Here is a 25,877-nt window from a genome sequence, read left to right as displayed (position 1 = left end):
CAGGACACCACGACAAAACCCCGATCGCCTCGCGATCGGGGTTTTGCGTTGAGTTAACCAGCCTGCCGCTGCCTGCGAAACCAGGCCCAGGTTTCGCGCGTCGTGGCGATGTAGCCGCGGCCGCGATAGACGATCTCGCCGTCGACGATCTCATTCAATTTTGGCAGCGCGTGAAACGGGATCGAGGGATAGGCGTGGTGCTCGACGTGATAGGGCATGTTCCACGCCAACCATTTGACGATCGCGCCGGTGTAGGTCGTGCGGGTGTTTTCGAAGGCACTGCGGGTGCGCTCGCAGCCGGTGTGCTCGGCGTAGAGGTAGGGCCGCAGGAAGAATTGTCCTATGATCAGCGGTCCGATCCAGACCCAGAGCAGCAGTGCCGAGGCGAACCACAGCGAGAGCGCGAGCAGCAGCACATAAAATCCGAGATAGGCGCGCGCCTCGGTGACGATGGTGGCTCGCCTGGTCTCGGGGATCCAGGGCACGACAACCTTGCCGCTGACGGCATGGCCGAGCATCAGCCAGAGCCGGCCGACAACCTGGAGCAGGCCGCTAAAGGCGATCGCGAGCTGCGCATCGGACTTTGGTTTCACGCCGACGATAAGCTCCGGATCCTTGTCCAGGTCCTGGGTATAGCGATGATGGTCCCAGTGAAACAGGCAGTAATATTCGTAGGGCAAGCCGATGATGAAACCCGAGAGGTAGCCGACCGCGAGATTGAGCCCGCGGCTTTTGAAGGCGGTCTTGTGCGCGGTCTCGTGCACCGCCATGAACAGGAAAGCGACGAGATAGCCCTGCACTGAGACCAGCGGCAGCGCCCAGAGCACGCCGTAACTGGAAACGACCTTCCAGATCAATGCGCCGACCAGCACGATCAAGCCGTAATGGATGAGGCTTTGCGCGGCTCCCCTGAGGTTGGAGCGAGCCGACAATTCGCGCAGCATCGCCGGGGTCAGCGGCTTCAGGCGATGGGCCGTCTCTGAAAGGCTAGCGTCGCTCATGATTGATTGCCTGTCCTACTTGCTGAGAAGCTCTGCGATCTCGGCCTTGATAAAGGCCTGGTCACGCGGATTGTTGACGGGGTTGCCGGCACGATGACCGTGCAACGACGGGATCGGGTGCAGCACCGCAGATTTCGCGTTGACCAGCTTTCCGAGCTCGGCCTCGTTGTCGCGGACGTCGAAATAACGGTCGGTCGCACCCGGCATCAGCAGCACGTGCGCCTTGATGGCGGCCAGCGCGCGATCGAGATTGCCGTCGAAGATGCGACAGCGGCTGATGTCGCCGTTCTGCCAGATGCCGATCTGCGCCAGCAGATCGTCGGCGTCGCGGCGGGCAAAGGTCGAGTCCCAGGCGCGGACGAGATAGTCCTCCAGCGACGCAAAGCCCGCCTCGCGCCAGACCTCATCGCGGTAAAAAGTATGCGACATCGCCCAGCCGGCATAGACCCGCCCCATCGCGCGAAAACCCGCGACGGGCTTTTCGACGAAGCGGCCGTCACGGAACGCTGGATCTGCCGTCAGCGCGGCCTTCACGCCTTCGAGGAAGACGTGATTATACGGCGCGCAACGCGCGCTGCCGCACACGATTGCGGCGCGTTCGACCATGTCGGGATGCAGGGCCGCCCAGTGATAGGCCTGCATGCCGCCCATCGACCAGCCATAGACCAGCGCGAGTTTTGCAAGGCCGAAGCGCTCGGTGAGCAACCTGTGCTGAACCGCGATGGCGTCGTGATAGGTGAACTGCCGGAACAGCGCGCCGGAATTCGACGGCGAGGACGACAGGCCGTTGCCGAACAGGTTCGGGATAATGATGAAGTAGCGTTCGGGATCGAGCACGCCGCCCGGCCGGATCAGCCACTCGGTGTCCGCGTGCTGCGCGCTGAACGAGGTCGGATAGAGGATGACGTTACTCTTGGCCGGGTTCAGCGTACCGAAGGTTTTGTAGGCCAGCTTCAGCGCGGGGAAGATGGTTCCGGATTGAAGCGTGACGTTGCCCGCTTCGAATGTCTCATAATCGCGCTGGGCCGTCATGCATCCAACTCCCGCTCACGCGGCCCAGGAAAGCGTCCGCCGAAACAACGATGCATCGATCATGCCGGACCAGCAAACGCACCGTTGCGCCACGTCCAATAACTGTACTTATAGTACAATTATTTGATGATAGCAACGCAGACTCTGGCCCCTCGCGCGGCTCAGGCGATAGCCGCGATATATCGCTCGACGGATGCCGCGAACGCGGCCTTGGCACCCGAGGCGATGTTGCGGCCCCACCAGGCGCCGTAGATGCGGTCGAAGGCAAGCGGCTCGACCATGGCCGCGATCCGCCGCACCGCAGCGGCATTGAGCGGGATGTAGTTCGGGTAGGAGTACATGAAGCTGACGAAGCGGCGGTCCATCGTCACCTGCGCGATGTCGCCGGTGAGAAGTGCACCCTTGCCGTCCGCTCCCAGTGCATCATGCAGCATGGTGCCGCCGGCGAAATGACCGCCGGTCCGCAGCAACAACACCTCGTCGGAGATGCGGTGGGTATCTCCGGTCCAGTGGACGATCGAGGCATGCTGCCGCGTCACCCATTCACGGTCATCCGCGTGCAAATAGACCGGAACGCCGCCGAACGCATCGCTCCAGTCGGCGAGTGCGCCATAATAGTGCGGATGCGAGATCGCGATCGCCTTCAGACCGCCGAGCGAGCGGACCTGAGCGATCGCCTCCGGCGTTGCCAGCGGTATGCAATCCCACATCATGTAACCGTCGCCCAGCGGCACCAGCAGCGCGCGCTGACCGATGGCAAAACTGGGTTCGAGTGCAATTCCCGTGAGGCCCAGATCTTCGCGGCAGACCAGGTGGTGACGCTCGGCCAAGGCATCGCGCGTGAGGAAGGTTTGTCCCTTCCAGCCGACAAATTGCCGTTCGTCTTCACAGATCGGACACAGGGCAGGCGGTTTTCCTCTATCCGGGAATTGCGCGCCGCAGGTTTCGCAGGTCCAGAGGGGCATGGCCGTGATCCAGAATGAGACCGTGACAGAATGAAGTGACATCGCACTCGCACGATCGCAAGTGGGGGGCGGAACCAATGCTGTTAGCCTAAGTTAGATTCCCGTCCGTGCCGGCACAATTGGCCGCCAATTTCCGACGCAAGAGCGACCATTCGGATGGCAGCATCACTTTCAGCATCTTGATGACATCGCGCCCTTCCCCGTCTCGCCTTTGGCCCCTTTTTGCAGTCAACTTCTTCATGGCCGATATGCAGTCGGGCATCGGGCCCTTTGTCGGCGTGTTCCTCCAGGAGCGCGGCTGGGCGAGCGGATTGATCGGCACCGCCATGACGATCGGCAATGTCGCGGGCATGCTGGTCACGACGCCCATCGGCGGCTTCATCGATTCCAGCCGCAACAAGCGGCTCTGGGTCGTCATCCCCGGCATTTGCGTGGTGCTTGCGTCCGCAATCATCCTGATCTCGCAGAATTTCTGGGCGGTGACGTTCTCGCAAGTCGCGCAATCGCTGGCGAGCGCCGCGATCGTACCGGCGGTGACCGGCATCACCCTCGGCATCGCCAAGCAGAAGGGCTTCAATGCGCTGAACGGCCGCAACCAGGCCTTCAACCACGCCGGCAATATGGTCGGCGCGGCGCTATCGGGCTATCTCGGCTATAAATTCGGCTATGTCATCGTGTTCGTTCTGGCCGCGATATTCGGCGCCATCGCGGTCGCCTGCGTGCTGATGATCCCGGCGAAGTCGATCGACGATCGCGCCGCGCGCGGTGGCAAGGAAGATGACCCCGACAGTCCGCCCAGCGGCCTGTCCATCCTGTTTAAGCACAAGCCCTTGCTGGTGCTGGCGCTCGCGCTTGCGATCTTCCATCTCGGCAATGCCGCGATCGTGCCGCTCTACGGTCTCGCGGCGGTGGCCCAGGCGCAAGCCAACGGTCCGAGCTTCGTGGCGACAACGGTCGTAATCGCACAGGGCGTGATGATCGCGACATCGATCATCGGCATGCAGGTCGCGGGCAAGCGCAACTATTGGCCGGTGATCCTGGTTTCCTTCATGATGCTGCCCATCCGCGGCGTGCTCGCGTTCTTCGTTACGGGATGGTGGGGCGTCGTGCCGATGCAGGTGCTCGACGGCATCGGCACCGGACTTCAGACGGTCGCCGTTCCCGGCATGGTCGCACGCTCGCTCAACGGTACCGGCCGCATCAATCTCGGCCAGGGCGCGGTCATTACCGTACAAGGCGTCGGTGCAAGCCTCAGCCCCGCACTCGGCGGCTGGATCGCGCAATGGATCGGCTACAGCCCGACCTTCCTCCTGCTCGGAGGCTTCGGGGTGGCGTCAATAGCGCTGTGGCTGGCGTTCGGAGCGGCGGTGAAGAAGTATTAGAGACGAGCAGAGCCTCCGGCCTCTCCGTCGTTGCGAGCGCAGCGAAGCAATCCAGACGTTCACCACGGAGGCACTCTGGATTGCTTCGCTACGCTCGCAATGACGATGGGGATGCCGCGTCACTTCATGCTGCCGCAAGCAAGTTGTAGAGCGCTGTCTCGCACATCACCTCCCAGAGTTCTTCTGGACCGCCTTGTCGAGCGTCTCGGCGCCGAGGAAGCGCTGGCGCAGCTCGCGCTTCAGCAGCTTGCCGCTCGGGTTCTTCGGCAGGCTGTCGACGAAGATGACGCGCTTGGGCACCTTGAAATGTGCCATCTGGCCGGCGCAATGCTTGATGACGGCCGCCTGATCCAGCGTCTCGCCGGTCTTGACCACGACGATGGCGGTGACGGCCTCGATCCAGCGCGGATCAGGCAGGCCGACGACGGCAACTTCCGAGACCGCAGGGATGCGATAGACCATCTCCTCGACCTCGCGGCTCGCGACGTTCTCGCCGCCGGTTTTGATCATGTCCTTGACGCGGTCGACCACGGTGATGTGGCCCTCTTCGTCGACCGTAGCGAGATCGCCGGAGTGAAACCAGCCGCCGGCGAACGCGGCCGCGGTCTTCACGGGATCGTTGTAATAGCCGGACAACAGATGCGGCGAGCGGTGTACGATCTCACCGACTTCGCCGACCTTGACGTCCTGCATCGCCGTGTTGACCACGCGGGTTTCGACATTGAGCACCGGCTTGCCGGCCGAGCCGGCCTTGCGGAGCTGGTCTTCCGGGCGCAGCACGGTGGCCAGCGGCGCGGTCTCGGTCTGGCCGTAGAAATTCCAGAACTTGACCTTCGGCAGGCGGCGCTGCAGTTCCCGCAGCACTTCCACCGGCATGATCGATGCGCCGTAATAACCCTTCTGCAGCGTCGAGAGGTCGGTCTTGTCGAAGTTCGGCGAGCGCAGCATCGCGATCCAGATCGTCGGCGGCGCGAAGAAGGAGGTGATCTTGTGCGCCTGGATCAGCGCCAGGATGTTGTCGGCGCCCGGCTTGCCCGTGATCACGCCGGAGGCGCCGAGGTAGATCTGCGGCCCCAGGAAGACGTCGAGCTGGGCACAATGATAGAGCGGCAGCGCGTGGAGGACTTTGTCGTCCACGCTCATGCCGCCGTCGACGATGCAGCTGACATATTGCCACATCACGGCTTCATGGGTCAGCATCGCACCCTTGGGCAGCGATTCCGTACCGCTGGTGTAGACGATCTGTGCGAGATCTCGGCTGTCGACGGACGCCTCCAGAAACGAGCCGTCGGGGCTGAGGAGATCGTCGAACGTGGTGAGGCCCGCGGGCGCCGAGGCCGGATCCTCGCCCGGCAGCCAGATCAGCTTTTCATTGGCGCTTGCGGCGCGCGCCGCTTCGACGAAGTCAGGACCGACCGCGAGCAGCTTTGCGCCCGAGCTCTTCAGGATGAAATTGATCTCGTCCGGATTGAGCATGAAGTTGATCGGCACCAGCACCGCGCCGATCCGCGCTGCGGCAAAGCGCAGTGCCGCAAAGGCATGCGAGTTGCGCGAGAGTACGGCGAGGCGGTCGCCCTTCGTCACACCGAGACCGAGCAGGCCGCGCCCGAGTCGGTTGCAGATCGCGTCCATCTCGGCAAAGGTCCAGCTCACGCTGCCGCAGCTTACGGCAAGCTTGCCTGGCTCGCGGCTGCCTGCGCGGCGCAGGAGATCGCCGATGGAATGCTCGCGCGCTTTCGAGATAGTGGCTGCGATGTCGCTCGACATGTCCATTCCCCCGGACTCCTAATTCACGTGAGTGTCACCCTCGATGCTCGACCGGCTCTTGCATCTTGACGCGTCCTCGCGTTTGCCCAAAAGGCTAGTCGGCGCCACCGGCGGCGTCAAATGGGCCTGGACGGCGACGCCATGACGCAAGAATTGACCGTTTGAGAGAGCGACCCTACGGACCGGTCTCCCGTTGCGGGAAAGCTCCACGACATTGCATGGCGCGGAAAAACGAGCGAGCGCGCCCTCAGAAAATCTGGCCTGCCCCCTTTCCCGACTGCCACGCTCTGCGCTAGGAATAACGACAAGGGCGCAAAGCCCACGCCTGGATCGATAATAACGCCAAACGGTCCGGGAGGAATTTTGGGAGGCAGCGTGGATCTCGCGCGCCGACGAACGTGGACGAATACGTTCTCGACAGAAGCGCTGTGCCCGCGCATTCTGGCACGTCGTCACGCCTCGATCCGCCTGCGGAATCTGCCTTTCGCCGCACTCAAGCATGAGCATCAAGCCGCGACCGCGGGACCGCGAGGTCGGCCGCGCCGAACGCCGTGCGCGCTGCACATGCCGCATCCATAGCCCGCAGGAAAGACCCGGTCATGACGCGCATTCGATTCAATCAGCAAGAGATCGTCTTCGCCGTCTTCGCGCTGCTCTTCCTCGTGTTCTCGATTTTCCTGAACGGCTTTCTGACTGCGGACAATATGCTAACGCTGCTCCAGAACGTGGCGGTGCTCGGCATCCTCGGCCTTGCCATGGCGATCGTCGTGATCGGACGCGGCATCGACATCTCGCTGATCGCGGCGCTCGCGGTGCCCCCGGGGCTCGTCTTGCAAATGGTGCAGAACGGTCACTCGCTGCCGGCCTCGCTTCTGACCGCCGTGATCCTCACGATCGCGTTCGGCCTCGTCAACGGTTGGCTGATCGCCTATGCCGAGGTGCCCTCGCTGTTTGCGACGCTCGCAACCGGCCTGCTGCTGGCCGGACTTGGGCAAGCCGCATTGTTTCAGCTCGACGTCGTGCAATGGAGCTCGGGCATGGACGGTTTCGAGCGCCTCGGACAGGGCACCATTCTCGGCATCCCAACGTCGATCGTGATGTTTGCGATCGCCTGCGTCGTCGTCGCCTTCCTGCTGCGCCAGACGCGGTGGGGCGCCTATATCTACGCGATCGGCGATAACCCCTATGCCGCGCGCGTCACCGGCATCCCGTCGCGTCCGATCATCGTCCTGCAATATGTCGTCGCAGCGCTGATCGGATGCTTCGCCGGCCTCGTGATGGCCGCATCCGTCAATTCGATGCCGACCCGGGTGTTCAACTCGACGCTGATCTACGACGTGATCCTGGTCGTGGTGCTGGGCGGCATCGGCCTGTCCGGCGGTCGCGGCGGCGTGCTCAACGTCGTCATCGGCACGCTGCTGATCGGCACGATGCTCAACGGCATGACCATTATGGATATCTCCTACGCCGGACAAAATCTCATCAAGGGCGTGGTTCTGCTGCTGGCTGTCATCACGGACTCCTTCCTGAATCCGCGCAACGAAGAAACGGCACAACAAGGCGACATCTGAACGACAAGAACGACAACCATAACCAAGGAGGAAGTAATGAAACATTTTGGTAGCCCGACAAAGGCGATCGTTGCCACATTGGCTCTCGCGGCAATGACTGCACCGGCTCTTGCCCAGCAAGGCCTGGACGAGCCGTTCCAGAAGCCGTTCAAGGAAGCGCTGGCCGGCAAGACCGTGGCCTACGTCCCAGTCGCCATGAACTTCGACCTCACCGAGGGCTGGTATGCCGGGCTGAAGAAGGAGCTCGAGCCGTTCGGCGTCAAGTTCGTGATCCGCGATGCCAACTGGAACACCAACGCCGGCGCGCAAGCCGTCACCTCGCTGATCTCGGAGAAGCCGGCGGTGATGGTGGTTCACAATCCGGACGTGCAGACCTACGCCAAATTGCTGCAACGCGCCGAGAACGAAGGCATCTACGTCATCCAGATCAACATGGGCTCGGCCTATCGGAGCTCCGCTTTCGTCGGCGCCAACTGGGTCGAAATCGGCGAACGGCAGACCGAAGGCGTGGTCAAGGCCTGCGAGGGCAAGTCCAACAAGATCGCGATCATCCAGGGGGCGCTGTCGGCCGCCGCGAGCGCCTATACGCTGAAGGGCGTCGAGAACGTGCTCGCCAAGCATCCCGAGATCAAGGTGGTGTCCAGCCAGGCCGCCGATTGGGATGCGGCCAAAGCCAAGGCCATCACGCAAACGGTCCTGAAGCAAAATCCCGATCTCTGCGGCATCGTCGGCTTCTGGGACGGCATGGACATCGGCACCGCCGCGGCCGTCAAGGAAGCCGGCCTCACGGGCAAGGTGTTCGTCACCACCTCGGGTGGCGGAGAGCGCAAGGGCGCCTGCGAACTGGTGAAGTCCGGCGCGTTCGATCTCGACATGAGCTACGACGTGCCGACCCAGGCAGCGCAGATGGCCGGCACGATCAAATGGCTGCTGTCGTCGGGCGCCAAGCCCGGGTCGATCAAGGGCTCGGAATACACCACGCTGATTCCGATCACCAAGGAGAACGCCGACAGCCAGACGACCTGCTGGAATCTCAGCGACCTGAAGAAATAATTGTCGCGACGCCAGACCCAGACGTCCCGGGCCATCACAGGTCCGGGACGCTTGCTCCCGAAATTTGCAAGGTCCTGGAATGCCGATGCGCGACACCCTGACAAGCCTGCGTTACCGCTACTGGCCCGATCATCTGCTCGGCGAAATCCTGTCCAAGCGATGGACCGAGACGGCCATTCCGGTGATCCTGCTCCTGATCATCGGCTTCGCGCTCAGCCGATCCATCGATAACTTCCTGTCGCCGGCGAGCCTCGCCGACACGGCGCGGCAGGCCGGAGAGATTGGCTTCATCGCGCTCGGCCTGGCGCTGGTCGTCATCGTCGGCGGCATCGATCTGTCTGTTGGCTCGATCTTCGCGCTGACTGATTTCTGCGCGCTCTATTTGCTCGACGTGCTGGGCTGGCCGGTGCCGGCCGTGGTGGCCGCCACGCTGCTCTGCGGTGCACTGCTCGGCGCCGTCAACGGCATCCTGGTCGGATACCTGCGGCTGCGCGCATTCATCACCACGCTGATCACGCTGATCATCTACCGTTCCGCCTACGACCTCCTGATCCAGCGCTATTCCAATGCGATCGCGTCGGCCTTCCCCGACATCCCGTCCTGGGATTTTCTCGGCGGCGGCAGCGTCTTCGGCGTTCCGACCGTAGCGCTCGCCTATGTCGTGATCGCCGTCTTCGGCCATATCTTCCTGACCCGGCTACGCCCGGGCTGGCACATCACCGCGATCGGCGGCTCGCGCCGTTCCGCGTACAACTCCGGCATTCCCGTGCGTCGCACCATCGCGTTCTGCTACGTCGCCAGCGGCGTGCTGACCAGCATCGGTGCGCTGTTCTTCGCATCTCGGCTCGGAACCGTCGGTGGCGACATCGGCGTCGGGCTAGAGGTGATCGTGCTGACCGCGACCGTCCTGGGCGGCATCACGCTCGGCGGCGGCAAGGGCTCGGTTGCCAAATCGGCCGTCGGGGTGCTGATCGTGCTCCTGATCACCAATGGCCTCACGACCATGAACGCCCGCGGCGGCGTCAACCGGATGGCGCTGGCCGGCATCCTGCTCGTCGCGGCGATGGTGGATATCCGCTGGCAGAAGAACCGCACGCGCATCATCAGCAAGGTCTACGTGGCGCCGACCTATCACGCCCTGCCGCCACCACCGTCGACCGAAATTGGCCATGGCGGCCCGTTCGAGCAGAACGACAAGCTGCGCGATGTCGAGCTGATCGGCCTTGGCCGCATCGAGGCACCGGAGGATGTCATCCTCGATCGCCACGACAATCTCTATGCGGGGTCGCGTCACGGCGACATCATCCGCTTTCTCGCGCCCGACTATCAGACCATGGAGGTGTTCGCCCATATCGGTGGCCAGCCGCTCGGCATGGCGTTCGATCGCCAGGACAACCTCTACATCTGTATCGGCGGCATGGGACTTTATCGCATCAAGCCGGACGGCACGGTGGAAAAGGCGACCGACGAAACCAACCGCAGCATGCGTTCGGTCAACGACGACAGCCGCCTGAGGCTCGCCGACGACCTCGACATCACCGACGACGGCCTCATCTTCTTCTCCGAAGCGACCGTCCGCTACGAGATGGACGAATGGCCGATCGACGGACTGGAAGCGCGCGGCAACGGGCGCATCATTTCCTACGACACCAAGACCGGTGCGACACGAACCGAGTTGCGCGGCCTGAAATTCCCCAACGGCATCTGCGTCGCCAGTGACGGCCAGTCGATCCTGTTCGCCGAGACGTTCGGTTGCTCGATCAAGCGCTATTGGTTCGCGGGACCGAAGAAGGGCACGGTCGAGATGGTGATGGACAACCTCCCAGGTTATCCTGACAACATCAATCTCGCCTCGGACGGCAATTACTGGCTGGCGCTGGTCGGCATGCGCAGCCCCTCGCTCGACCTCGCCTGGAAGATGCCCGGGTTCCGGCGCCGCATGGCCAAGCGGGTGCCGGTCGACGAATGGCTATTCCCCAACATTAATACCGGCTGCGTGGTCAAATTCAACGAGCAGGGCAAGATTCTCGAATCGTTCTGGGACCTGCGCGGCGAAAACCATCCGATGATCACCTCGATGCGCGAACACCGCGGCTATCTCTATCTCGGCGGCATCGCCAACAACCGGATCGGCCGCTACAAGCTCGAAAACGCCGATGCGAACTTCGTTCAGTATGACAAGCGGTGGGGGAAGCTATCGTGATCGCGGCTGTCAAAGAGTTCGCCAACCGCTTTCTCGGGCGCGGCGATGCCACCATCACCGTGCCCTCCTTCGACGGCGCGCTGAAGCCTAACCAGAAGCTGGAATCGGCCGAGACCTTGCTGACCTGCGAGGCGCCGGAAGACCTCGCCACCGACGGCCACAACCTCTTCGTCGCCAACGGACAGCGGCTGATGTGCCTGAACGCCGGATCCGCATCGGAGGTGCGCGCCTTCGAGCGGTCGATCACGGCACTATGCGCGCTGCCCGGCGGCGGCCTCGCCGTCGCGCTCGGCGGACGCGAGGTGCGGCTTTACGCAAGCCCATCGGCTGAGCAACCGAGTGTGTCGTTTGCCGATGCGGCGTTCAACGCGATCAATGCGCTCGCGCTGGCGGAGGACAACACCCTCATTGCGACAGACGGCTCAGCGACATGCAGCGTGGACGATTGGGCGCGCGACCTGATGGAGATGAACCGGACCGGCCGCGTGTTCCGGCTGGATCCCCGGAACAAGACCGTAACGCGACTGGCCCAGGGACTTGGTTACGCCTTCGGCGCCTGCGCACATGACAACGGCGTGCTGGTCAGCGAGAGCTGGCGCCACCGCCTCGTTTTTTTGACGCCGGGCGCGTCGCCGCGGATCGTGCTCGCTCACCTTCCCGTTTATCCGTCGCGACTGACAAAGGCCTCGGGCGGCGGCTATTGGCTCACTGCTTTCACAGCACGTACACAGCTCGTCGAGTTCGTGTTGCGCGAGCCCGCTTATCGGCGTCGGATGATGGCGGAGATTGACCCGGCGTACTGGGTTGCGCCGCGCCTGCGCTCCGGCATCTCGTTCAAGGAGCCGATGCAGGGCGCGCACATCAAGACCATGGGCGTGATCAAGCCATGGGCGCCGCCGCGCTCCTATGGCCTCGTCATCCGCCTCGATGCGGAAGGCCAGCCGCTCTATTCGCTGCACAGCCGCGTCGACGGTGCCAACCACGGCATCGTTGCGGCGATCGAGATGGGCGACGACCTCGTCCTGATCGCAAAGGGGCCGGGCCGGGTTCTCAGGCTGCCGCTGGCCGGCCTTGCCGAGGAGTTTTGCTCATGAGCGACGTCGTGCTCTCTCTGCGCAAGGCCACCAAGCTCTACGCCGGCGTACCCGCCATTGAGGCGGTCGATTTCGAGCTCCGCCGCGGCGAGATTCATGCGCTGGTCGGCGAGAATGGCGCGGGCAAGTCGACCCTGACCAAGGTGATGGCGGGCGTGGTGACGCTGACGTCGGGCGCCATGACGATCGACGGCGCGGAGGTCGCGCTGAAGACGCCGCTGGAAGCGCGCAATCTCGGCATCGCGATGGTGTTTCAGGAGAACAGCCTGGTGCCGACCATGACGGTGGCGCAGAATCTCTTTCTCGGACAGGAGAAGTTTTACAACCGGCTGCGCGGCATTTACATCGCCGCGCAGCAGTTCCTGCAATCGCTCAATTTCGACGTCACGCCGACCGCGACTGTGAGCGGCCTCGGCGCTGCCAAGAAGCAGATGGTGGAGATCGCGCGCGCGGTCCTGCACCGCGCCAAGGTGATCATCTTCGACGAACCGACGGCGTCGCTGACGCCGGAGGAGAAGAAATACTTCTTCGACCTGGTCCGCGACCTCAAGAAGCGCGGTGTCTCGATCGTCTTCATCTCGCATGCGCTGGAAGAAGCCCTGTTGCTGGCTGACCGCATCACGGTCCTGCGCGACGGCAAGCATGTCGTGACCGACGATGCCGCCAAGTTCGACCGCGCCGCGATCATCCAGGCGATGGTCGGACGCGACCTCTCCAACACTCTCTACGGATCCAGGAAAAGCACCGTGCGGCCGGCCGGCGCGCGTGTGCTGACGGTGCAGAACCTGAAGATGGCGCCGATGGTGAAGAACAATTCGCTGTCGGTGTTCGCAGGGCAGATCACCGGAGTGTTCGGCCTCGTCGGAGCGGGCCGTACCGAGACGTTCAAGATCGTCGCCGGCGTCCTGAAGCGCGACTTCTTCCATGGCGGAGAGATCCTGCTGCACGACAAGCCGGTGCGCTACCGGGTGCCGGCGCCGGCGATCAAGGCCGGGATCGCCTATGTCACCGAAGACCGCAAGGTCGAGGGCTTTTTCGAAACATCCTCGATCGCGCGCAACATTTACCTTGGCCTGCTGTCGAAGTTTTCCAAGGGACGCATGATGTTGTCGCGGCGAGAAGCCGAGGCGGTCGGCAGGACCTGGATCGAACGGCTGAACGTTCGCGCGATCGGCGACAACGGCAAGGTGGTCGAGCTATCAGGCGGCAACCAGCAGAAGGTCGTGATCGCCAAATCGCTGGTGCAGGAGCCCGACCTGATCATCTTCGACGAGCCGACCCGCGGCGTCGACGTCGGGGCCATCGTCGAGATCCACGAGCTGATCAACCGGCTCGCCGACGACGGCAAGGCGGTCGTGGTCATCTCATCCTACCTGCCCGAGATCATGGCGCTGTCCGACCGCATCCTGGTGTCGCGCCAGGGCAAGGTCGTGGAAGAGTTTTCAGCGCTCGAGGCGACGGAGGAGAAGATCATGTACGCGGCGATCCACTAGAGGCGCCACCTACAGCTTGTGGCCCTTCTGGCGCAGCGCCTCGACCAGGCGCTGCTTCAGTTCCTCAGTGGCCTTCTGGCTGACGTCCTGGCCGATCTGGACGCTGGCTTGAGCCAGTGCATCCGACTTCTCCAACAGCTTCCGGCCGGTCGGCTGGGCATAGAACGCCTCGATCTGGCGCAGCTCATCCAGGGTGAAGCTCGCGGCATAGACGGCCGCGATCTGGTCGATGATCGAAGCAAAGAACGGGGCGTAGATCTCGGCGCCCGGCGCGGTCATCGCGTCATAGTCGTGCTCGATCTCCGGCCTGTCCTGCGCCACCACGGGCCGCAGCTTGAGCAGAAGCTGCGGCAGCAACGCGCGGTACTGATCCGCTATCCTCAGCGTGACCACGAGCTTGCGCGCCGCATTCATCGCCTCGGGCGACGGCGTCTCGGCGGATGCTCCGCAGACGAGGAGCAGAAGAATGCCGGCGATCGTCAACAAACGTCTGGACATGGACTTCTCCACGAAAAGCAGGCCAAGGGGTAGGCGACGGGTTCAGCGGCTCGCAGGCGCCACCGTGCCGGTCGCGACGGGAGCGATCTCGACGGCGGTCTCGGGTTCCTCGACCTCGGTCACCTTCACAAACAGGTTCGGCACCCGCTTGGCACGATCAAGCAGCCACGCAGCGCCGATCATGATGACGATGCCGGCAAGGGAGACGGCGAGCTGCTCCCACGCGCCCTTGGTATATTGCGTCAAGATCCAATGCGCGGAGAATGACAGGAACACGCCGAGACAGAAGATCGGCAGCGAATGCTGGCCGCAGAGGATCACGGGACGCAGCCATGCCGTATGCAGCGCCTTCCATTTGCGCGAGACGAAATGAGTGGTCCATAATGCCAGCGCCAGGAAGTGCGTGAAGCGCAGCATGTCGAGATCGGTCTTGTCGATCGGGTAGATCGCCTTGATCATCCATTTCGGGATCAGCGCCTCGAGCGCAGGGACGTGCCAGGTCATCACGATCAGAAGGGCGAAGACGAGCCAGCCCGCGGCGATCAGCATCGCCGGTGCCGACCAGACCCATTTGCCGATCCTGTCGATCTGGCCGATGCCGCACCAGGCGGCGAACACGAACATCAGCTGCCAGCAGAACGGGTTGAAGTACCAGGTCGTGCCGGGCGGATAGGACGCGAGGTTCCAGTCGAACCAGCGCGACAGCACGTAGAGCACCACGGACGCCGCGAGCGTCAGGCTCGGCCGGCGCACCAGGCACCAGACGATGAAGGGCGCGGCGAACACCAGCGTGATGTAGAGCGGCAGCACGTCGAGATTGACCGGCTTGTATTTCAGCAGGATCGCCTGCCCGATCAACTCGTCCGGATGCGCCAGGAAATTGAACACGTTGAACTCGTGCTCGTACATGGGATTGTCGAAGCGCCGCGCGGTGCGCGCGATCTGCGCCGTGAACAGCAGGAACAGCATGATGTGGGCGACGTACATTTCGGCGGCGCGCCGCCACAGCCGCTTGAGCGCGGCGACAAACCAACCGCCGGCGATGATCGGCCCGTAGATCCAGCCGACGAGATAACCGGAGATGAAGACGAAAAACTCGGCGGCGTCGCTGAAGCCGTAATTGCGCAGCGTCAGCCAGGCTACGACGTCGTGCGGGATGTGATCGAGAAAGATCATCCACAGCCCGATGCCGCGGAACAGATCGAGCCGCAGGTCGCGCTCGACCGGCGCCAACAGTGCTGACTGGTCCCGTGTGATCATGACCCCGCCTCATTCGGTGGGCGGGCGCCGTCGCGGCGCCGGCAAAATCGGATGCTAAAAAACTTAAATCAAAAATCACCTGACCCTACGGCCAGTGGCAACGGTAGCCCACCTTGGCGTGCGTGCAAGGGCCTTCGTCATCACGGCGCGGAGGCGCGCTCGGAGCGGCCCTTATCAAAAAAGGTCGAAAACAACCCCATGCACAGGAGAGGCGGCCTTGTAAGTCCTTGCTTTGTCTACGAAACTCAAATGACCCGTCGGGCGAAAAAATCGGCCCGACGGTACAATCGCACGCCCCACGGGGGACCAGGGTCAGTGAGCCCGCACCTGGTCAGCGCAGGCCGCCCGCTACGTGAAGTGTCTCACCCGTGACGTAGGACGCGTCGTCCGACGCGAAGAACGCGACCGCGGCGGCGATCTCCTCAACCTTGCCGATACGGCCAAGCGGGGTGTTGGATTCGATCCAGTTGCGCATGTCGCCCTCGTGCAGGCCGGCTGACACCACGCCCTCAGTGGCGATCATGCCCGGATTGACCGCATTGACGCGGATCTTGCGCGGCGCCAGCTCCTTGGCCAGCGCGGCGGAGATCGCATCCACCGAGGCTTTGGTCGCGGAGTAGACGGCCGTGTTCGCCGGCGCGATGGTCGACGCGGCAGAGCTGATATTGATGATGCTTCCGCCATTGGCGTTGAAGTGCCGCGCCGCTTCCGCCGAGACCAGGAGAAGGCCGAGCACATTGAGGTCGAACTGCTTGTGGAAATGCTCCGGCGTGATGGCCTCGATCGGCGCGAACTCGTAGACCCCCGCGTTGTTGACGAGGATGTCTATCGCGCCGAATGCCTTCACGGTTTCGGCCACGACGCTCTTCACGTCTTTGGCGTCGGCCAGGTTGCCCTGAACGGCGACGGCTTTGCCGCCCTTGCCGATGATGGCGGCGACCACGCGGTCGGCGCCCTGCTTGCTGGCGCTGTAGTTCACGGCGACCGCCGCACCCTCCGCCGCCAGCCGGGCGGCGATCTCGGCACCGATGCCTTTGGAGGCACCGGTCACGAGCGCAACTTTTCCTTCAAGTCTCTTGGTCATCGCATATCTCCGTTATTCGGCAGAGGCCGGCTACTTCAGTAGTTCAATACTAATGAACTATTGAAGCAGATCAAGGGAGATGCTACATTTTAGGCATGGCGCAGTTCGTTCACCCGGCGCGGGAGGAGATTACACTGGCCGGGGTGCTCGGAGCCCTCGCGGATCCGATGCGGCTGCGCATCGTCAAGAGCCTGGCCGCGCAGAAGGATTGCATGTCGTGCACCGAGGCGGCGCCTTGCCCTGACATGGCGAAGTCGACCCTGTCGCACCATTTTCGCATCCTGCGGGAGGCCGGCCTGGTCCGAACCTCAAAGCAAGGCGTCCAGCACCGCAACGTGCTGCGCGAAGAGGACATCAATGCGCGGTTTCCGAAACTGCTTAAGATGATCCTGAGCTTTCCGGAGTAAGGGGGAGCCCACGACAGCGGGTTTACGCGCGACTACAGTGACCGTGCAGTCAGCTCCGATGGTGCATTGAGTGCACTGTCTCGGTAACTCGGGGCATTGAGCGCAGTGTCTCCCTCACTCTTCAGCGCGGCGGTGCTCTCTTCACCGCTCCTCTAGAAAGACCGTGTTCCAGCAGCGCGTCTTTGCTCGCCTGACCCAATATCTCGACCTTCGCGTCGTTCATCGCGCCACACGCATTCTGGACGGCTTGCACGGCGGCCGCCTGTTCCGAGAGATACGCAAACCAGACGTCCTGCTTGTGCTGCCCGGCCGAATATTGCGGCCAGGTGACCAGGATCGTGTAGCCGTCGGCCGGCGTCTCGAAATCCCGGATACTGGGGCTGTGCTCTTTGGTGGACATCTGGCGTTAGCTGCTCGATTGACTGCCGAGGCAACCGGGGCGGCCCGCTGAAGTTCCTGTCGTTGCAACGAGCCATGCGCGAGTTGTCGCGCGATAGGAAACTTTGCAGACCGAGATCATTGGGGGGTGGGGGCACATACCTGGAGTATCCACATGCACGCCCAAGACATGATCAGCACGCACCCGCACGTCCGCGGTCAAACCAATGATGCGCTCATCCGCTGTATCGAGGAGTGCTATTCCTGCGCCCAGACCTGCACGTCATGTGCAGACGCCTGTCTCGCGGAGGACAATGTGAAATCGCTGACGCAGTGCATCCGGCTCAACCTCGACTGCGCTGATATCTGCAACATCACCGGGCGGATTGCGACCCGCCGCACAGGGTCGGACGAAGAGATGATCCGCAGGATGCTCGACACCTGCGCCAGCGCCTGTCGCCTCTGTGCTGAAGAATGCGAGAAGCACGCCAAGATGCACGAACACTGCCGGATCTGCGCCGAAGCCTGTCGTCGTTGCCTGAATGCGTGTGAGGAGGCGGGCCGGAGCATGGTGCACTGAGCCGGCCGTGAGCAGGCTGTGACGCTTGCGGCGGCTTCCATGTTGGCGGTGTACATCGAGCGAACGGGATGCGGGGATCCTGTCGGCAGCAGCACGTCGACACGCTCCAAGACGGCGTAGAACGCTGCAACAAAATGGCCCGCTTGATGCGGGCCATTTTCGGATCGGATCGGCGCAGTCCGAAATTGGTCACAGGGAGGCGCAACACCAGCACCGAGATATGCCGACATTGCCGCTTGACCTCAACGGCTTTGGAATTGCGGCAGCGGCCCGTCAGACCAACGAAACGTCGCCTGTTCTCATCAGACCGCACGCTCGCGTGAACCGGGTGAAAAACCAAGTGCTCTGTCAGGCTAACTCGCGTAAGTCGAACGAGGGTCAAGGCGTAGGGCTTGACGGAACGGAGTATCGAGCGTGCTGTATGGTGTCCGACAATGGGGTACGGCCCTCCTTGCTCTCTGCCTGGTGACATCGAGCTTTGCGCATGTGGCGCATGCCGCCAGCCCGACCTGCCCTGAATTTCCGTCGGTCCTGTCGCTTCAGTTCGTCGGGATTTACACCGATGCGCGGCAATCGGTGCCGGATCCGTCCGCCGAGAAAAAGAACAGTGAGTTGACCTCCGGGGTCGACCAGTTCCAACGCTCGCTGGAATCGGCGCTCGATCGGCCCGGCGTCAGCGCCACCGATCCGCGGCCGTGTGCGCCTACGAGAATTTCAGAAAGTGGGCCGCCGCCGGCGCGCTGACTGTGGTGTCCAAGCCATACAATCGTGATGGGACTGTCAAGCGCGGCGAATACCTGATCGGCCTCAACGTTCTTGCGCTAAAGTTCCGCGCAGCCGGATTCGCCCTCGATCCGAGGGTGATCGATTGGCTGCAGACGCTGAACCGCGAAAAATCGCAGCTTCTACGAGAAGGCGAGCAATCGCGGCAACCTGCGCGTCTGGGCCGCGGCGGGAGCAGCATTGTTCGCGCTGATCCAGCCTGATGCCGATGCGCTCAGCTTTCAAGATCAGGTTTGGCACGAGGCGATGGCGGCGATCCACGACGATGGAACGATCGATGCCGAGCTGGCGCGCGGACAACGGGCGCTGATCTACCACATGTTCTCCTTCTCGGCGGCGCTCGTGCTGCATGCGGCGCGCGAAGGGCTCGGCTATCGCGACACGCCGGCCGACACCGCCCGGCTCAAGCGGTTGGCCGACATGATCGGGCAGAGCTTGTGCGCCCCGAAGCCGCTTGCGGCACGCGCTCAGGCCAATCAGGAAATTCCCGGCGACTGGGCTACCGGGTGCCGCTCGGCTTCGGCGCCCGCTATCTCGGCGACAGCTGGACTCGATGCGGCAAGCCCAATGCCGCCACATCGGATCCCACGTCCGGCGGAGATGCGCGGCGCTCAGCCGCCATTTTGGCGCAATTGGCGCGAGCGCCGAGCCCCCGCCCAATCGCGCGCTGACGGGCGACACGCGGATGACGTGACAACTTTCCGTGCTGTGCTCGATGTGGCGGCAGGCGATGGTGGATTGCGGAGGTGATTGAGCGGCCAGCCAGAGAATCAAAAAGCCCGCCAACTCATTCGAGTTGACGGGCTATCTTGGTTGCGGGGATAGGATTTGAACCTATGACCTTCAGGTTATGAGAACGATTAGGGTCGTTTCTTTGTGATGCCCCACGTTTCCTGACGTGTCATAAGCCACTGATTTTGCTATATTTGTTTGACATTCTGGTTTCGGCGGTGTCCTGTGATTTCCACCACGGTGGCGACACGGTGGCGACACGAAGAACAAACCGAAATCATCTTCCGAGCCTGGGATGCCAGCAAGACTTTCAAAACGCACCATCGACGCGATCCTCGATGGTGCCCTCCCCGCGATTGTCTACGATACCGAAGTCAAGGGCTTCGGTGTGCGTGTCGCAGCCAGCAGGTCGCTAAGCTGGTTCGTTGAATACCGCCCAGGCGCTGGTGGTCGGCGCATTTCGAAAAAGCGCTTCTACTTTGGGTCGCGCGAGTTCACGCCCGAGCAAGCACGCCAAACCGCCAAGGAACTGCTTGCCTCCGTCGCTTTGGGCGAGGACCCGATGGCGGATCGGCAGCACGACCGGCAGTCGTTGACGTTTCGTGAGTTTGCGGAGCGTTATCTTTCAGAGGAAGCCGAGGCCAAGCTCAAGCCCGGCACCATTGCGAACTACCGCATCGCAATCCGCAAGCACGCCAACCCTGAGATCGGGCGTATCAAGCTGGATACGATTTCGAATAGTGACCTATCGCGCCTGCACTCAAAAATCGGCAAGACAAAGCCGATGACCGCCAACCGGGTTATGGAGTGCATCTCATCGATCTTTCGCTACGCCGCAACCTGCAACATCGTGCCACTAGGTCACAACCCGACCAAGGGAATCCGGGCGTTCCGTGAGAACCGACGTGAGCGGTTTCTCAGTTCGGAGGAACTGGCTCGCCTTGGCGAAGCAATCCGGGACGCAGAGACCGTTGGCACGCCGTATGAAATCGACGAGTCCAAGCCGTCTTCGAAGCACGCTCCCAAGCTCGAAAACCGCCGCATCAAGATCGATGCGTACACCGCGGCGGCGTTTCGATTGCTTATCCTGACCGGTGCACGGCTTCGCGAGATTTTGCATCTTAGATGGGAGTACGTGGACTTCCAGAGAGGTCTGCTCTTGCTGCCCGATAGCAAGACGGGCCGCAAGGCTATTGTGCTGAATGCTCCCGCTCTTGCCGTTTTGCACGGGCTTAATCGCGTAGGCTCCTTTGTCATCGCCTCCGAAGATTCGGATCGACCAAGGGCCGATCTCAATAGGCCATGGCGCACAATATCGAAGCGCGCAGGCTTGGAAGGCGTGAGATTGCATGATCTTCGTCATACACATGCAAGCGTCGGGGCCGCAGCCGGTCTCAGCCTGCCGATCATTGGCAAACTGCTTGGCCATACGCAAGCAAGCACTACACAACGGTACGCTCATCTGGCGGCTGACCCACTGCGGAGGGCGTCCGATGAAATTGCTCACGCGCTGGTGGCTCAAATGGGCGATTCCTTCGCCAAAGGGGGCACGAGCCTTGCCGCTACTGCCAAGACGAAACCTCGCTCTGCGTAGATTGTACGCGGCTTATTTTTAGAGGTCCTGAAGACCGCCCACCCATCAGCGCATGCAATTTATGATGGCTTCAGGCCGCCGTGGTGCGACGTTCGAAGTGGCCCGCGAAACCTTCCCGAAGAGAATGCAATGCAACGCAATATAGTGTTCGTAACGCCTCCGACTGCAACGATAACTTCAATCAGCATTGAGGACTACGAATGGCCTCATTTCGGAAAGTATATAGACGCATCCTCGGCAAACCGATTGTCCCAGGACGTGAAGCAGCATCTGCTGGAGGTGACGAATCTCTATGCGTCTAGTCTGCGCGCGAATGCTTCGGTCAAACCGCTCAAACAAGTGCTGGATCGAATCACGGACTGGACCAGAAGGACCAGCGGGATGACCTGCGGCGTATGGACAGAGAGCAAGGCTACCGCAGGGCACAATTTTAAGAAGTATTCGGAAGATTGGGCGGCTGATTTCGAAGAGATTCAAGGAAAATTCTTCTGTGCCCCTCTCAGTAAGATTGAGTCGCAATTCCCCCTGGCGCTGCTCGACCGAATTCTTACAGGCTCCCTAGAAACGGCTAAGCTTGTACATCATAAGCTTTGGATAGAGGCAGGAGCTTCAGATGACAGAAATCTGTGGTTTCTTTGGGCAGCGCTCGTTCTCAGCATATTGAGAGAGGCCAACATCCCGGTGAGACACCCTCGCCGCGAAAACTTATTAGATGGCGCAGTGTACCTGTTGGCGAGGTTACAACTGAAGCTACCGTCAGAGCTTCACCTTAGGAAACTGATCAACAACGAAGAACTCCTCTTAGGTGATATTCCTGATTCTTTCCGCAAGGGCGCGGTGATCGCCTTCAAAATACGTACGGGCAATCCAACCAGTACGATGCAGCGCATGCTGGCTCGCTGGGTACAAGGAGATTTCCGCAGAGGTGTTGAAATGCTCGACCACAAGTTCCTGAATCGCTTTGATCGTTTAATTTCTTCGTAGGATCCGAATTCCAAAAGAATATTTTCTGCCTCAGATTTCAGGTCCTCATTCCGCTGAAATCGTTCCTAGTGCCGTAGGTTCCTCACGTCGGCTGATCGTGCCGCACGACACATGAGGAACTACTATGATTGACAAAGAACGACGGCTTCCCGGAGTTTCCGGTGAAGAATACTACAGTCCAAGGGAGGCGGCTGCGTACTTGCGCACCTCGCCCTCAACGCTCGCAAAGCGACGACTCTACGGCACTGGTCCGCGCTATTGCCGGATCGGTCGAGCGATACGCTATCGCAAATCCGATCTCGACGAATTCATGGCCACGAATACCGTTAGCTCCACGTCGGATTGCAGGAAGGGGCAGCGCCCGTGAAGCAATCTAAGCATCGCGCCACAAAAAGGACTCGCGCACTCCAATATGCCAGAAATGGGTTCGCCGTCGTGCCAATGCATACGGTCCGAGACGCCGTGTGTTCTTGCTCCAAGGGTATCAAGTGCCCTAACCCAGGAAAACACCCATGGAATTTGAACGGCGTCAAAGGAGCTTCGACGAACCGAAAACAGATACGCGAATGGTGGACGGCCCACCCCGAGGCGAACATCGGAATTGCTTGTGGCAGCAAGTCCAACATTCTCGCCCTCGACATAGATCCCCGTAATGGCGGAAACGAAACCTTGCGTCAATTGAAAGAGACGCTCGGAAATTTGAACTCCGCGGTCGTATCGAATACTGGCGGCGGCGGCACTCATCACATCTTCAAGCTTCCCAAATTCACAATTCGGAAGGACAGCGGCGGGAGGGTCTTTGGCCCTGGTATCGACGTGGCATCGGAGGGTTCGATCATTATAGTACCGCCCAGCGTTCACGCTTCGGGCAAGCGGTATAGGTGGCAAAAGGGAGCATCACTTTTCGAGAGAACACCCACGAGCCTGCCAGAGAATTGGCGCAATCATATCAAATCCCAGCGGAGCGTTGATAAGCCGAAGCCTCTGGAGGCTGCGGTCATCGTCGCTGGAGCAAGAAACGACACTCTCACGAGTATCGCCGGAAGATTGCACAACACGGGCATAGGGTCGGAGACTCTCTTGGCGGCATTGCTGCAAGAAAATCAACGGTGCGATCCGCCGCTTGATAAAGAGGAAGTGGAAAGAATCGCGCAAAGCATCGGCAGCAAGCCTTCAAAATTAGGCGCGGTAACACAAGGCGATCTTGCCGAGCGCGTAACGAAACTTGTGCTTGACCGTGACTTCGGAGGTGGTGATCATCTTATCTACTGCCTAGACGGGCGGTTTTGGATGTACAACGGCAAACACTGGGAGCCAACGCAGGAGAGCTGGCTCCGTGGTCGGACGCTCGCCGCCATCCAGACTATGACGGATCGTGGAGGAACCGCCACTTCGGCGATCATCGGTCAGGTGGCGGCTCTGTTAAAGGCCAGTCGGTCCGTCAACGGTGATCCGTTGCGGTTCATTGGAACGCCTCTTGCTGTGATTAATTGCTCGAACGGCGAACTATGGATCAACACTGACGGAAGTGTTGAACTTCGGAAGCATGAGGCAAAGTCGTATCTCCGGCATTGCTTGACCGTGGCATACGATCCCGCTGCCAAATGCCCCCGCTACGATAAAGCTCTCAAGGAGATATTCAGCAGAGCTGCGCCCACATACAGCGGCATGGATCGCCATTGGAATGAACTCTTCGGTTACATGATCCAGCATAGGCGTGAGATTCCCACTGTCGCAATCCTCAAAGGCGGCGGCGACAACGGAAAAACGGTCCTCATGCAGACCGTTCTCAAGCTGCTCGGCGAAAACCTAGTATCCGCTCAACGTATCGAGAGCCTCGAAAATCAGTTCGCTGTAGGCAATCTGCTCGGTAAGCTGCTGCTGCTCGACGACGACGTGAAGGCCGGAATTCGCTTGCCTGACGGGCAGCTCAAGAAGATCAGTGAGGCCAAGACTGTAACCGGCGAACACAAGCATGGTCCCCAGTTTAACTTCACGATCAGGTCTCTACCGGTCCTGCTTTGCAATAACGTCCCGTCCCTAGCCGACGTGTCGCACGGAATGCGGCGGAGGTTGATGGTGATCCCGTTTGATCGGACGTTTACCGAGGAAGAGAAGGACGACGAACTGTTCAAGACCATCTGGAGCGACGAAATGTCCGGGGTACTCAACCGAGCGGTCAAGGGACTCCAGCGGGTACTCGCAAGGGGGATGCGGTTCAAGGCACCGAAGGCCGTCATCGCCGCCAAGGACGCATGGCTGGCAGAAGCTAACCCGCTACCGGCGTTTCTGAACGAGTGCTGCGTGCGCGAGCCCTCCGCAAGCTATCTGCTGAGCGATTTCTATGCGGCATACACTGCATGGTCTCAGGCGAAGGGTTATACACGGACCCAGCAATCCGGTTCTGTGGCCCGGAATTTGGTTCTGTTGGGATTCGAGATGAAGAAGCGCAATCGCGGTCAGACGATCCTTGGGCTAAAGGCCATATGAGAGCGCATGGTCAGGGGATGTGTCCCCTGACCACGCCATCGAACACGGACTTCTTTGGTCAGTATTCGCGACGGACTAGAACTTTTTGACTTGGATCAAGGCTCGGCTGACACCTTGCGCACACTACATCACATCGGGCCGGATACGGATATGGCACCGAAATCGGCGATCGTGATCGTGGTCGATGACGATGCGTCATTCCTGAAGGGCGTGGCGCGGCTGTTGGCGCTCGACGGCATCGAGGCTCGGACGGCATCGGGATCGAAGTGTCCTCTGATCTTCATTCAATGACCTTGTCCGCGCCCGCAACAAGATACGCTGGGATAGCAAGACCCAGTGCATCAGCTGTCTTCAAGTTAATGTAAATCTCGTATCGATCGGGCTGTTCAACTGGCAGATCAGCAGCCTCTGCTCCGTGAATTATTTTATCAACATACACTGCGCCCTGACTTGCTATTGCAAAAAGATCGGGCCCTAGGCTCATCAAGCCGCCTGCGACAACCGCTTCCCGAAAGCCATGGCAGCTCGGTAAACGTTGGGCTAACGAGAGCCCGGCGATGGTCTTTGAGTTTTCGGCAGTGAGCAAGCCGGCGATGACAATCAAGCCCTCGACATTGCTTTGCTGTATCACATCGAATGCGGCGGGCAGGTCATCCGCAGTTTTCACGTAGATCGTTTTCAATGCGACGTGCATCTCGGATGCGGCCCGCTCCATGGAAGTCATCGCAAACGGCACGTTCGGATCGCCCTGCGCCGCCAAGACGGCGATCCGCCCCAGCGACGGAACGACCTCCTTAAGCATCTGCAATCGCTTCGCATAGGTGTCGATGGCAGCTTCAAACGAAACCCCGGTCATGTTGCCGCCGGGATGCGAGAGGCTTTGAACCAGCCCAATATCAACGGGCGCGCCGACCGACAGAAACACCGTGGGGACGGTTTGGTTAAGGCGCTTTGCTACCGTTGCACCGACCGTTCCCCAAATGACCAGAATGTCGATTTCAGGGAGCAGTTTCGTAAGGCCAACTTCAACAGCCCTCGCCTCGGGCGCCACAACCGCGCGGCTTACGACAATGTTTTTCCCTGCAACATAACCGAGTGTGTCGAGCTTGTGCGTGAAATCCTCGAACAACTGATCGCCCAATCCGCCGGTCCCGACGTAGCCGAGCCGCCAGCTTTTTGCAGATTGCTGGGCCCGCGCTGCATGCGGCCATATGGTCAGACCACTTGCAAGCGCCATGAACTCCCGGCGTTTCATTTTGCACCTCGATAGATGGATCCCTGTTCAAGGTAGCATACTATAATCCTTCCGGGCTGCGACCTGTTGTGAGGCGATAACCGCTTCGGGTCAAAAGCGTCGGTTTGGTACTTGGTTACGAACTTCCGGTCTGCCCCCATGAACCGAAATCTAGCTGTGTTGCGTCAACGGAAGCGATGGGCCAGGAGCCGACATATGGGTTGAAAGGGCTCGCCCGGTTCTAGTCGGCGGGTCGCGACGGCCTGAGACGAATGTCTCATCCCGCCATCCC

The 25,877-nt window shown here is 61.2% G+C and carries 24 protein-coding genes; 15 read left to right on the top strand and 9 right to left on the bottom strand.

All coding sequences use genetic code 11. The annotated features are described in order from the left end of the window. Nucleotides 1-53: 53 nt before the first annotated feature. From AC0L2O_RS14275 to AC0L2O_RS14265, 3 genes are all read right to left on the bottom strand, one after another. Nucleotides 54-1,001: a fatty acid desaturase gene (locus AC0L2O_RS14275; RefSeq protein WP_369720718.1), complete on the bottom strand. Its 948-nt coding sequence runs from the start codon at nt 999-1,001 to the stop codon at nt 54-56. A 15-nt stretch (nt 1,002-1,016) separates the two neighbouring features. After that, on the bottom strand, nt 1,017-2,033 hold the full coding sequence (locus tag AC0L2O_RS14270) for an alpha/beta fold hydrolase (protein ID WP_473370165.1): 1,017 nt from the start codon (nt 2,031-2,033) through the stop codon (nt 1,017-1,019). Nucleotides 2,034-2,194: 161 nt separating this feature from the next. After that, nucleotides 2,195-2,998, bottom strand: a complete 804-nt coding sequence (locus AC0L2O_RS14265; RefSeq protein ID WP_473370164.1) for an MBL fold metallo-hydrolase — start codon at nt 2,996-2,998, stop codon at nt 2,195-2,197. 182 nt (nt 2,999-3,180) lie between these two features. Here AC0L2O_RS14265 and AC0L2O_RS14260 point away from each other — a divergent pair, with 182 nt between their 5' ends. Beyond that, on the top strand, nt 3,181-4,380 hold the full coding sequence (locus AC0L2O_RS14260; protein WP_473370223.1) for an MFS transporter: 1,200 nt from the start codon (nt 3,181-3,183) through the stop codon (nt 4,378-4,380). 165 nt (nt 4,381-4,545) lie between these two features. Here AC0L2O_RS14260 and AC0L2O_RS14255 read toward each other — a convergent pair whose 3' ends face one another. Then, the gene (locus AC0L2O_RS14255; protein ID WP_473370222.1) at nt 4,546-6,147 is read right to left on the bottom strand and encodes an acyl-CoA synthetase; all 1,602 of its coding nucleotides are present in this window, start codon (nt 6,145-6,147) and stop codon (nt 4,546-4,548) included. Between the two features lie 599 nt (nt 6,148-6,746). Between AC0L2O_RS14255 and AC0L2O_RS14250 the strand changes: the two genes are divergently transcribed. From AC0L2O_RS14250 to AC0L2O_RS14230, 5 genes are all read left to right on the top strand, one after another. Continuing rightward, complete coding sequence (locus tag AC0L2O_RS14250; RefSeq protein ID WP_369720715.1) at nt 6,747-7,718, top strand: ABC transporter permease; 972 nt, start codon at nt 6,747-6,749, stop codon at nt 7,716-7,718. Nucleotides 7,719-7,754: 36 nt separating this feature from the next. Further along, on the top strand, nt 7,755-8,771 hold the full coding sequence (locus AC0L2O_RS14245; protein WP_369720714.1) for a sugar ABC transporter substrate-binding protein: 1,017 nt from the start codon (nt 7,755-7,757) through the stop codon (nt 8,769-8,771). A 79-nt stretch (nt 8,772-8,850) separates the two neighbouring features. Continuing rightward, nucleotides 8,851-10,974, top strand: coding sequence for an ABC transporter permease (locus tag AC0L2O_RS14240; RefSeq protein ID WP_473370163.1), 2,124 nt, complete (start codon nt 8,851-8,853; stop codon nt 10,972-10,974). Beyond that, nucleotides 10,971-12,068 (top strand): hypothetical protein, encoded by a 1,098-nt coding sequence (locus AC0L2O_RS14235; protein ID WP_369720712.1) that lies wholly within the window; start codon nt 10,971-10,973, stop codon nt 12,066-12,068. Before AC0L2O_RS14240 ends, AC0L2O_RS14235 begins: the two co-directional genes overlap by 4 nt. Continuing rightward, nucleotides 12,065-13,561 (top strand): sugar ABC transporter ATP-binding protein, encoded by a 1,497-nt coding sequence (locus AC0L2O_RS14230; RefSeq protein ID WP_473370162.1) that lies wholly within the window; start codon nt 12,065-12,067, stop codon nt 13,559-13,561. The genes AC0L2O_RS14235 and AC0L2O_RS14230 overlap by 4 nt, the downstream gene beginning before the upstream one ends. A 9-nt stretch (nt 13,562-13,570) precedes the next feature. On the opposite strand, the gene AC0L2O_RS14225 is transcribed toward AC0L2O_RS14230, so the two are convergent. From AC0L2O_RS14225 to AC0L2O_RS14215, 3 genes are all read right to left on the bottom strand, one after another. After that, nucleotides 13,571-14,059 (bottom strand): DUF2059 domain-containing protein, encoded by a 489-nt coding sequence (locus AC0L2O_RS14225; protein WP_473370161.1) that lies wholly within the window; start codon nt 14,057-14,059, stop codon nt 13,571-13,573. A 42-nt stretch (nt 14,060-14,101) separates the two neighbouring features. Continuing rightward, on the bottom strand, nt 14,102-15,319 hold the full coding sequence (locus tag AC0L2O_RS14220; RefSeq protein WP_473370160.1) for an OpgC domain-containing protein: 1,218 nt from the start codon (nt 15,317-15,319) through the stop codon (nt 14,102-14,104). Between the two features lie 331 nt (nt 15,320-15,650). Next, nucleotides 15,651-16,403: an SDR family NAD(P)-dependent oxidoreductase gene (locus AC0L2O_RS14215; RefSeq protein ID WP_369720708.1), complete on the bottom strand. Its 753-nt coding sequence runs from the start codon at nt 16,401-16,403 to the stop codon at nt 15,651-15,653. 95 nt (nt 16,404-16,498) lie between these two features. Between AC0L2O_RS14215 and AC0L2O_RS14210 the strand changes: the two genes are divergently transcribed. Further along, nucleotides 16,499-16,810 carry an ArsR/SmtB family transcription factor gene (locus AC0L2O_RS14210; RefSeq protein ID WP_409191642.1) on the top strand — a complete coding sequence of 104 codons (312 nt, stop codon included), beginning with the start codon at nt 16,499-16,501 and terminating at the stop codon, nt 16,808-16,810. A 121-nt stretch (nt 16,811-16,931) separates the two neighbouring features. Here AC0L2O_RS14210 and AC0L2O_RS14205 read toward each other — a convergent pair whose 3' ends face one another. Then, a complete protein-coding gene (locus AC0L2O_RS14205) occupies nt 16,932-17,210 on the bottom strand; it encodes a hypothetical protein (protein WP_409191641.1) in 279 nt (92 codons plus the stop codon). Nucleotides 17,211-17,363: 153 nt separating this feature from the next. On the opposite strand from AC0L2O_RS14205, the gene AC0L2O_RS14200 reads away from it, so the two are divergent. The 8 genes from AC0L2O_RS14200 (at nt 17,364) to AC0L2O_RS14165 (ending at nt 24,642) form a co-directional block, all read left to right on the top strand. Continuing rightward, nucleotides 17,364-17,768: a four-helix bundle copper-binding protein gene (locus AC0L2O_RS14200; RefSeq protein ID WP_409191640.1), complete on the top strand. Its 405-nt coding sequence runs from the start codon at nt 17,364-17,366 to the stop codon at nt 17,766-17,768. Between the two features lie 695 nt (nt 17,769-18,463). Next, the gene (locus AC0L2O_RS14195) at nt 18,464-18,754 is read left to right on the top strand and encodes a hypothetical protein (RefSeq protein WP_473370159.1); all 291 of its coding nucleotides are present in this window, start codon (nt 18,464-18,466) and stop codon (nt 18,752-18,754) included. Further along, nucleotides 18,732-19,301, top strand: coding sequence for an alginate lyase family protein (locus tag AC0L2O_RS14190; protein ID WP_473370158.1), 570 nt, complete (start codon nt 18,732-18,734; stop codon nt 19,299-19,301). Before AC0L2O_RS14195 ends, AC0L2O_RS14190 begins: the two co-directional genes overlap by 23 nt. A gap of 277 nt (nt 19,302-19,578) precedes the next feature. After that, nucleotides 19,579-20,877, top strand: a complete 1,299-nt coding sequence (locus AC0L2O_RS14185) for a tyrosine-type recombinase/integrase (protein ID WP_473370157.1) — start codon at nt 19,579-19,581, stop codon at nt 20,875-20,877. Between the two features lie 129 nt (nt 20,878-21,006). Continuing rightward, the gene (locus tag AC0L2O_RS14180) at nt 21,007-21,861 is read left to right on the top strand and encodes a hypothetical protein (protein WP_473370156.1); all 855 of its coding nucleotides are present in this window, start codon (nt 21,007-21,009) and stop codon (nt 21,859-21,861) included. Between the two features lie 124 nt (nt 21,862-21,985). Continuing rightward, the gene (locus tag AC0L2O_RS14175; RefSeq protein WP_473370155.1) at nt 21,986-22,228 is read left to right on the top strand and encodes a helix-turn-helix transcriptional regulator; all 243 of its coding nucleotides are present in this window, start codon (nt 21,986-21,988) and stop codon (nt 22,226-22,228) included. Beyond that, complete coding sequence (locus AC0L2O_RS14170) at nt 22,225-24,351, top strand: phage/plasmid primase, P4 family (RefSeq protein WP_473370154.1); 2,127 nt, start codon at nt 22,225-22,227, stop codon at nt 24,349-24,351. The genes AC0L2O_RS14175 and AC0L2O_RS14170 overlap by 4 nt, the downstream gene beginning before the upstream one ends. Before the next feature lie 150 nt (nt 24,352-24,501). Beyond that, entirely contained in the window at nt 24,502-24,642 is a 141-nt protein-coding gene (locus AC0L2O_RS14165; protein ID WP_473370153.1) for a hypothetical protein, read from the top strand. Here the strand turns inward: AC0L2O_RS14165 and AC0L2O_RS14160 are convergent. Further along, complete coding sequence (locus tag AC0L2O_RS14160) at nt 24,632-25,606, bottom strand: ABC transporter substrate-binding protein (protein WP_473370152.1); 975 nt, start codon at nt 25,604-25,606, stop codon at nt 24,632-24,634. The genes AC0L2O_RS14165 and AC0L2O_RS14160 overlap by 11 nt on opposite strands. Between the last annotated feature and the right edge of the window lie 271 nt (nt 25,607-25,877).

The organism is Bradyrhizobium sp. Kon10, from assembly GCF_055807395.1.
This window is presented reverse-complemented; position numbering and strand designations above follow the sequence as displayed.

Coding starts and splice junctions, on each gene's coding strand:
- AC0L2O_RS14185 (WP_473370157.1), top strand. CDS start 19,579: ATGCCAGCAAGACTTTCAAAACGCACCATCGACGCGATCCTCGATGGT.
- AC0L2O_RS14275 (WP_369720718.1), bottom strand. CDS start 1,001: ATGAGCGACGCTAGCCTTTCAGAGACGGCCCATCGCCTGAAGCCGCTG.
- AC0L2O_RS14220 (WP_473370160.1), bottom strand. CDS start 15,319: ATGATCACACGGGACCAGTCAGCACTGTTGGCGCCGGTCGAGCGCGAC.
- AC0L2O_RS14210 (WP_409191642.1), top strand. CDS start 16,499: ATGGCGCAGTTCGTTCACCCGGCGCGGGAGGAGATTACACTGGCCGGG.
- AC0L2O_RS14255 (WP_473370222.1), bottom strand. CDS start 6,147: ATGTCGAGCGACATCGCAGCCACTATCTCGAAAGCGCGCGAGCATTCC.
- AC0L2O_RS14205 (WP_409191641.1), bottom strand. CDS start 17,210: ATGTCCACCAAAGAGCACAGCCCCAGTATCCGGGATTTCGAGACGCCG.
- AC0L2O_RS14270 (WP_473370165.1), bottom strand. CDS start 2,033: ATGACGGCCCAGCGCGATTATGAGACATTCGAAGCGGGCAACGTCACG.
- AC0L2O_RS14200 (WP_409191640.1), top strand. CDS start 17,364: ATGCACGCCCAAGACATGATCAGCACGCACCCGCACGTCCGCGGTCAA.
- AC0L2O_RS14230 (WP_473370162.1), top strand. CDS start 12,065: ATGAGCGACGTCGTGCTCTCTCTGCGCAAGGCCACCAAGCTCTACGCC.
- AC0L2O_RS14245 (WP_369720714.1), top strand. CDS start 7,755: ATGAAACATTTTGGTAGCCCGACAAAGGCGATCGTTGCCACATTGGCT.
- AC0L2O_RS14240 (WP_473370163.1), top strand. CDS start 8,851: ATGCCGATGCGCGACACCCTGACAAGCCTGCGTTACCGCTACTGGCCC.
- AC0L2O_RS14165 (WP_473370153.1), top strand. CDS start 24,502: ATGGCACCGAAATCGGCGATCGTGATCGTGGTCGATGACGATGCGTCA.
- AC0L2O_RS14160 (WP_473370152.1), bottom strand. CDS start 25,606: ATGAAACGCCGGGAGTTCATGGCGCTTGCAAGTGGTCTGACCATATGG.
- AC0L2O_RS14225 (WP_473370161.1), bottom strand. CDS start 14,059: ATGTCCAGACGTTTGTTGACGATCGCCGGCATTCTTCTGCTCCTCGTC.
- AC0L2O_RS14175 (WP_473370155.1), top strand. CDS start 21,986: ATGATTGACAAAGAACGACGGCTTCCCGGAGTTTCCGGTGAAGAATAC.
- AC0L2O_RS14180 (WP_473370156.1), top strand. CDS start 21,007: ATGCAACGCAATATAGTGTTCGTAACGCCTCCGACTGCAACGATAACT.
- AC0L2O_RS14265 (WP_473370164.1), bottom strand. CDS start 2,998: ATGCCCCTCTGGACCTGCGAAACCTGCGGCGCGCAATTCCCGGATAGA.
- AC0L2O_RS14260 (WP_473370223.1), top strand. CDS start 3,181: ATGACATCGCGCCCTTCCCCGTCTCGCCTTTGGCCCCTTTTTGCAGTC.
- AC0L2O_RS14215 (WP_369720708.1), bottom strand. CDS start 16,403: ATGACCAAGAGACTTGAAGGAAAAGTTGCGCTCGTGACCGGTGCCTCC.
- AC0L2O_RS14250 (WP_369720715.1), top strand. CDS start 6,747: ATGACGCGCATTCGATTCAATCAGCAAGAGATCGTCTTCGCCGTCTTC.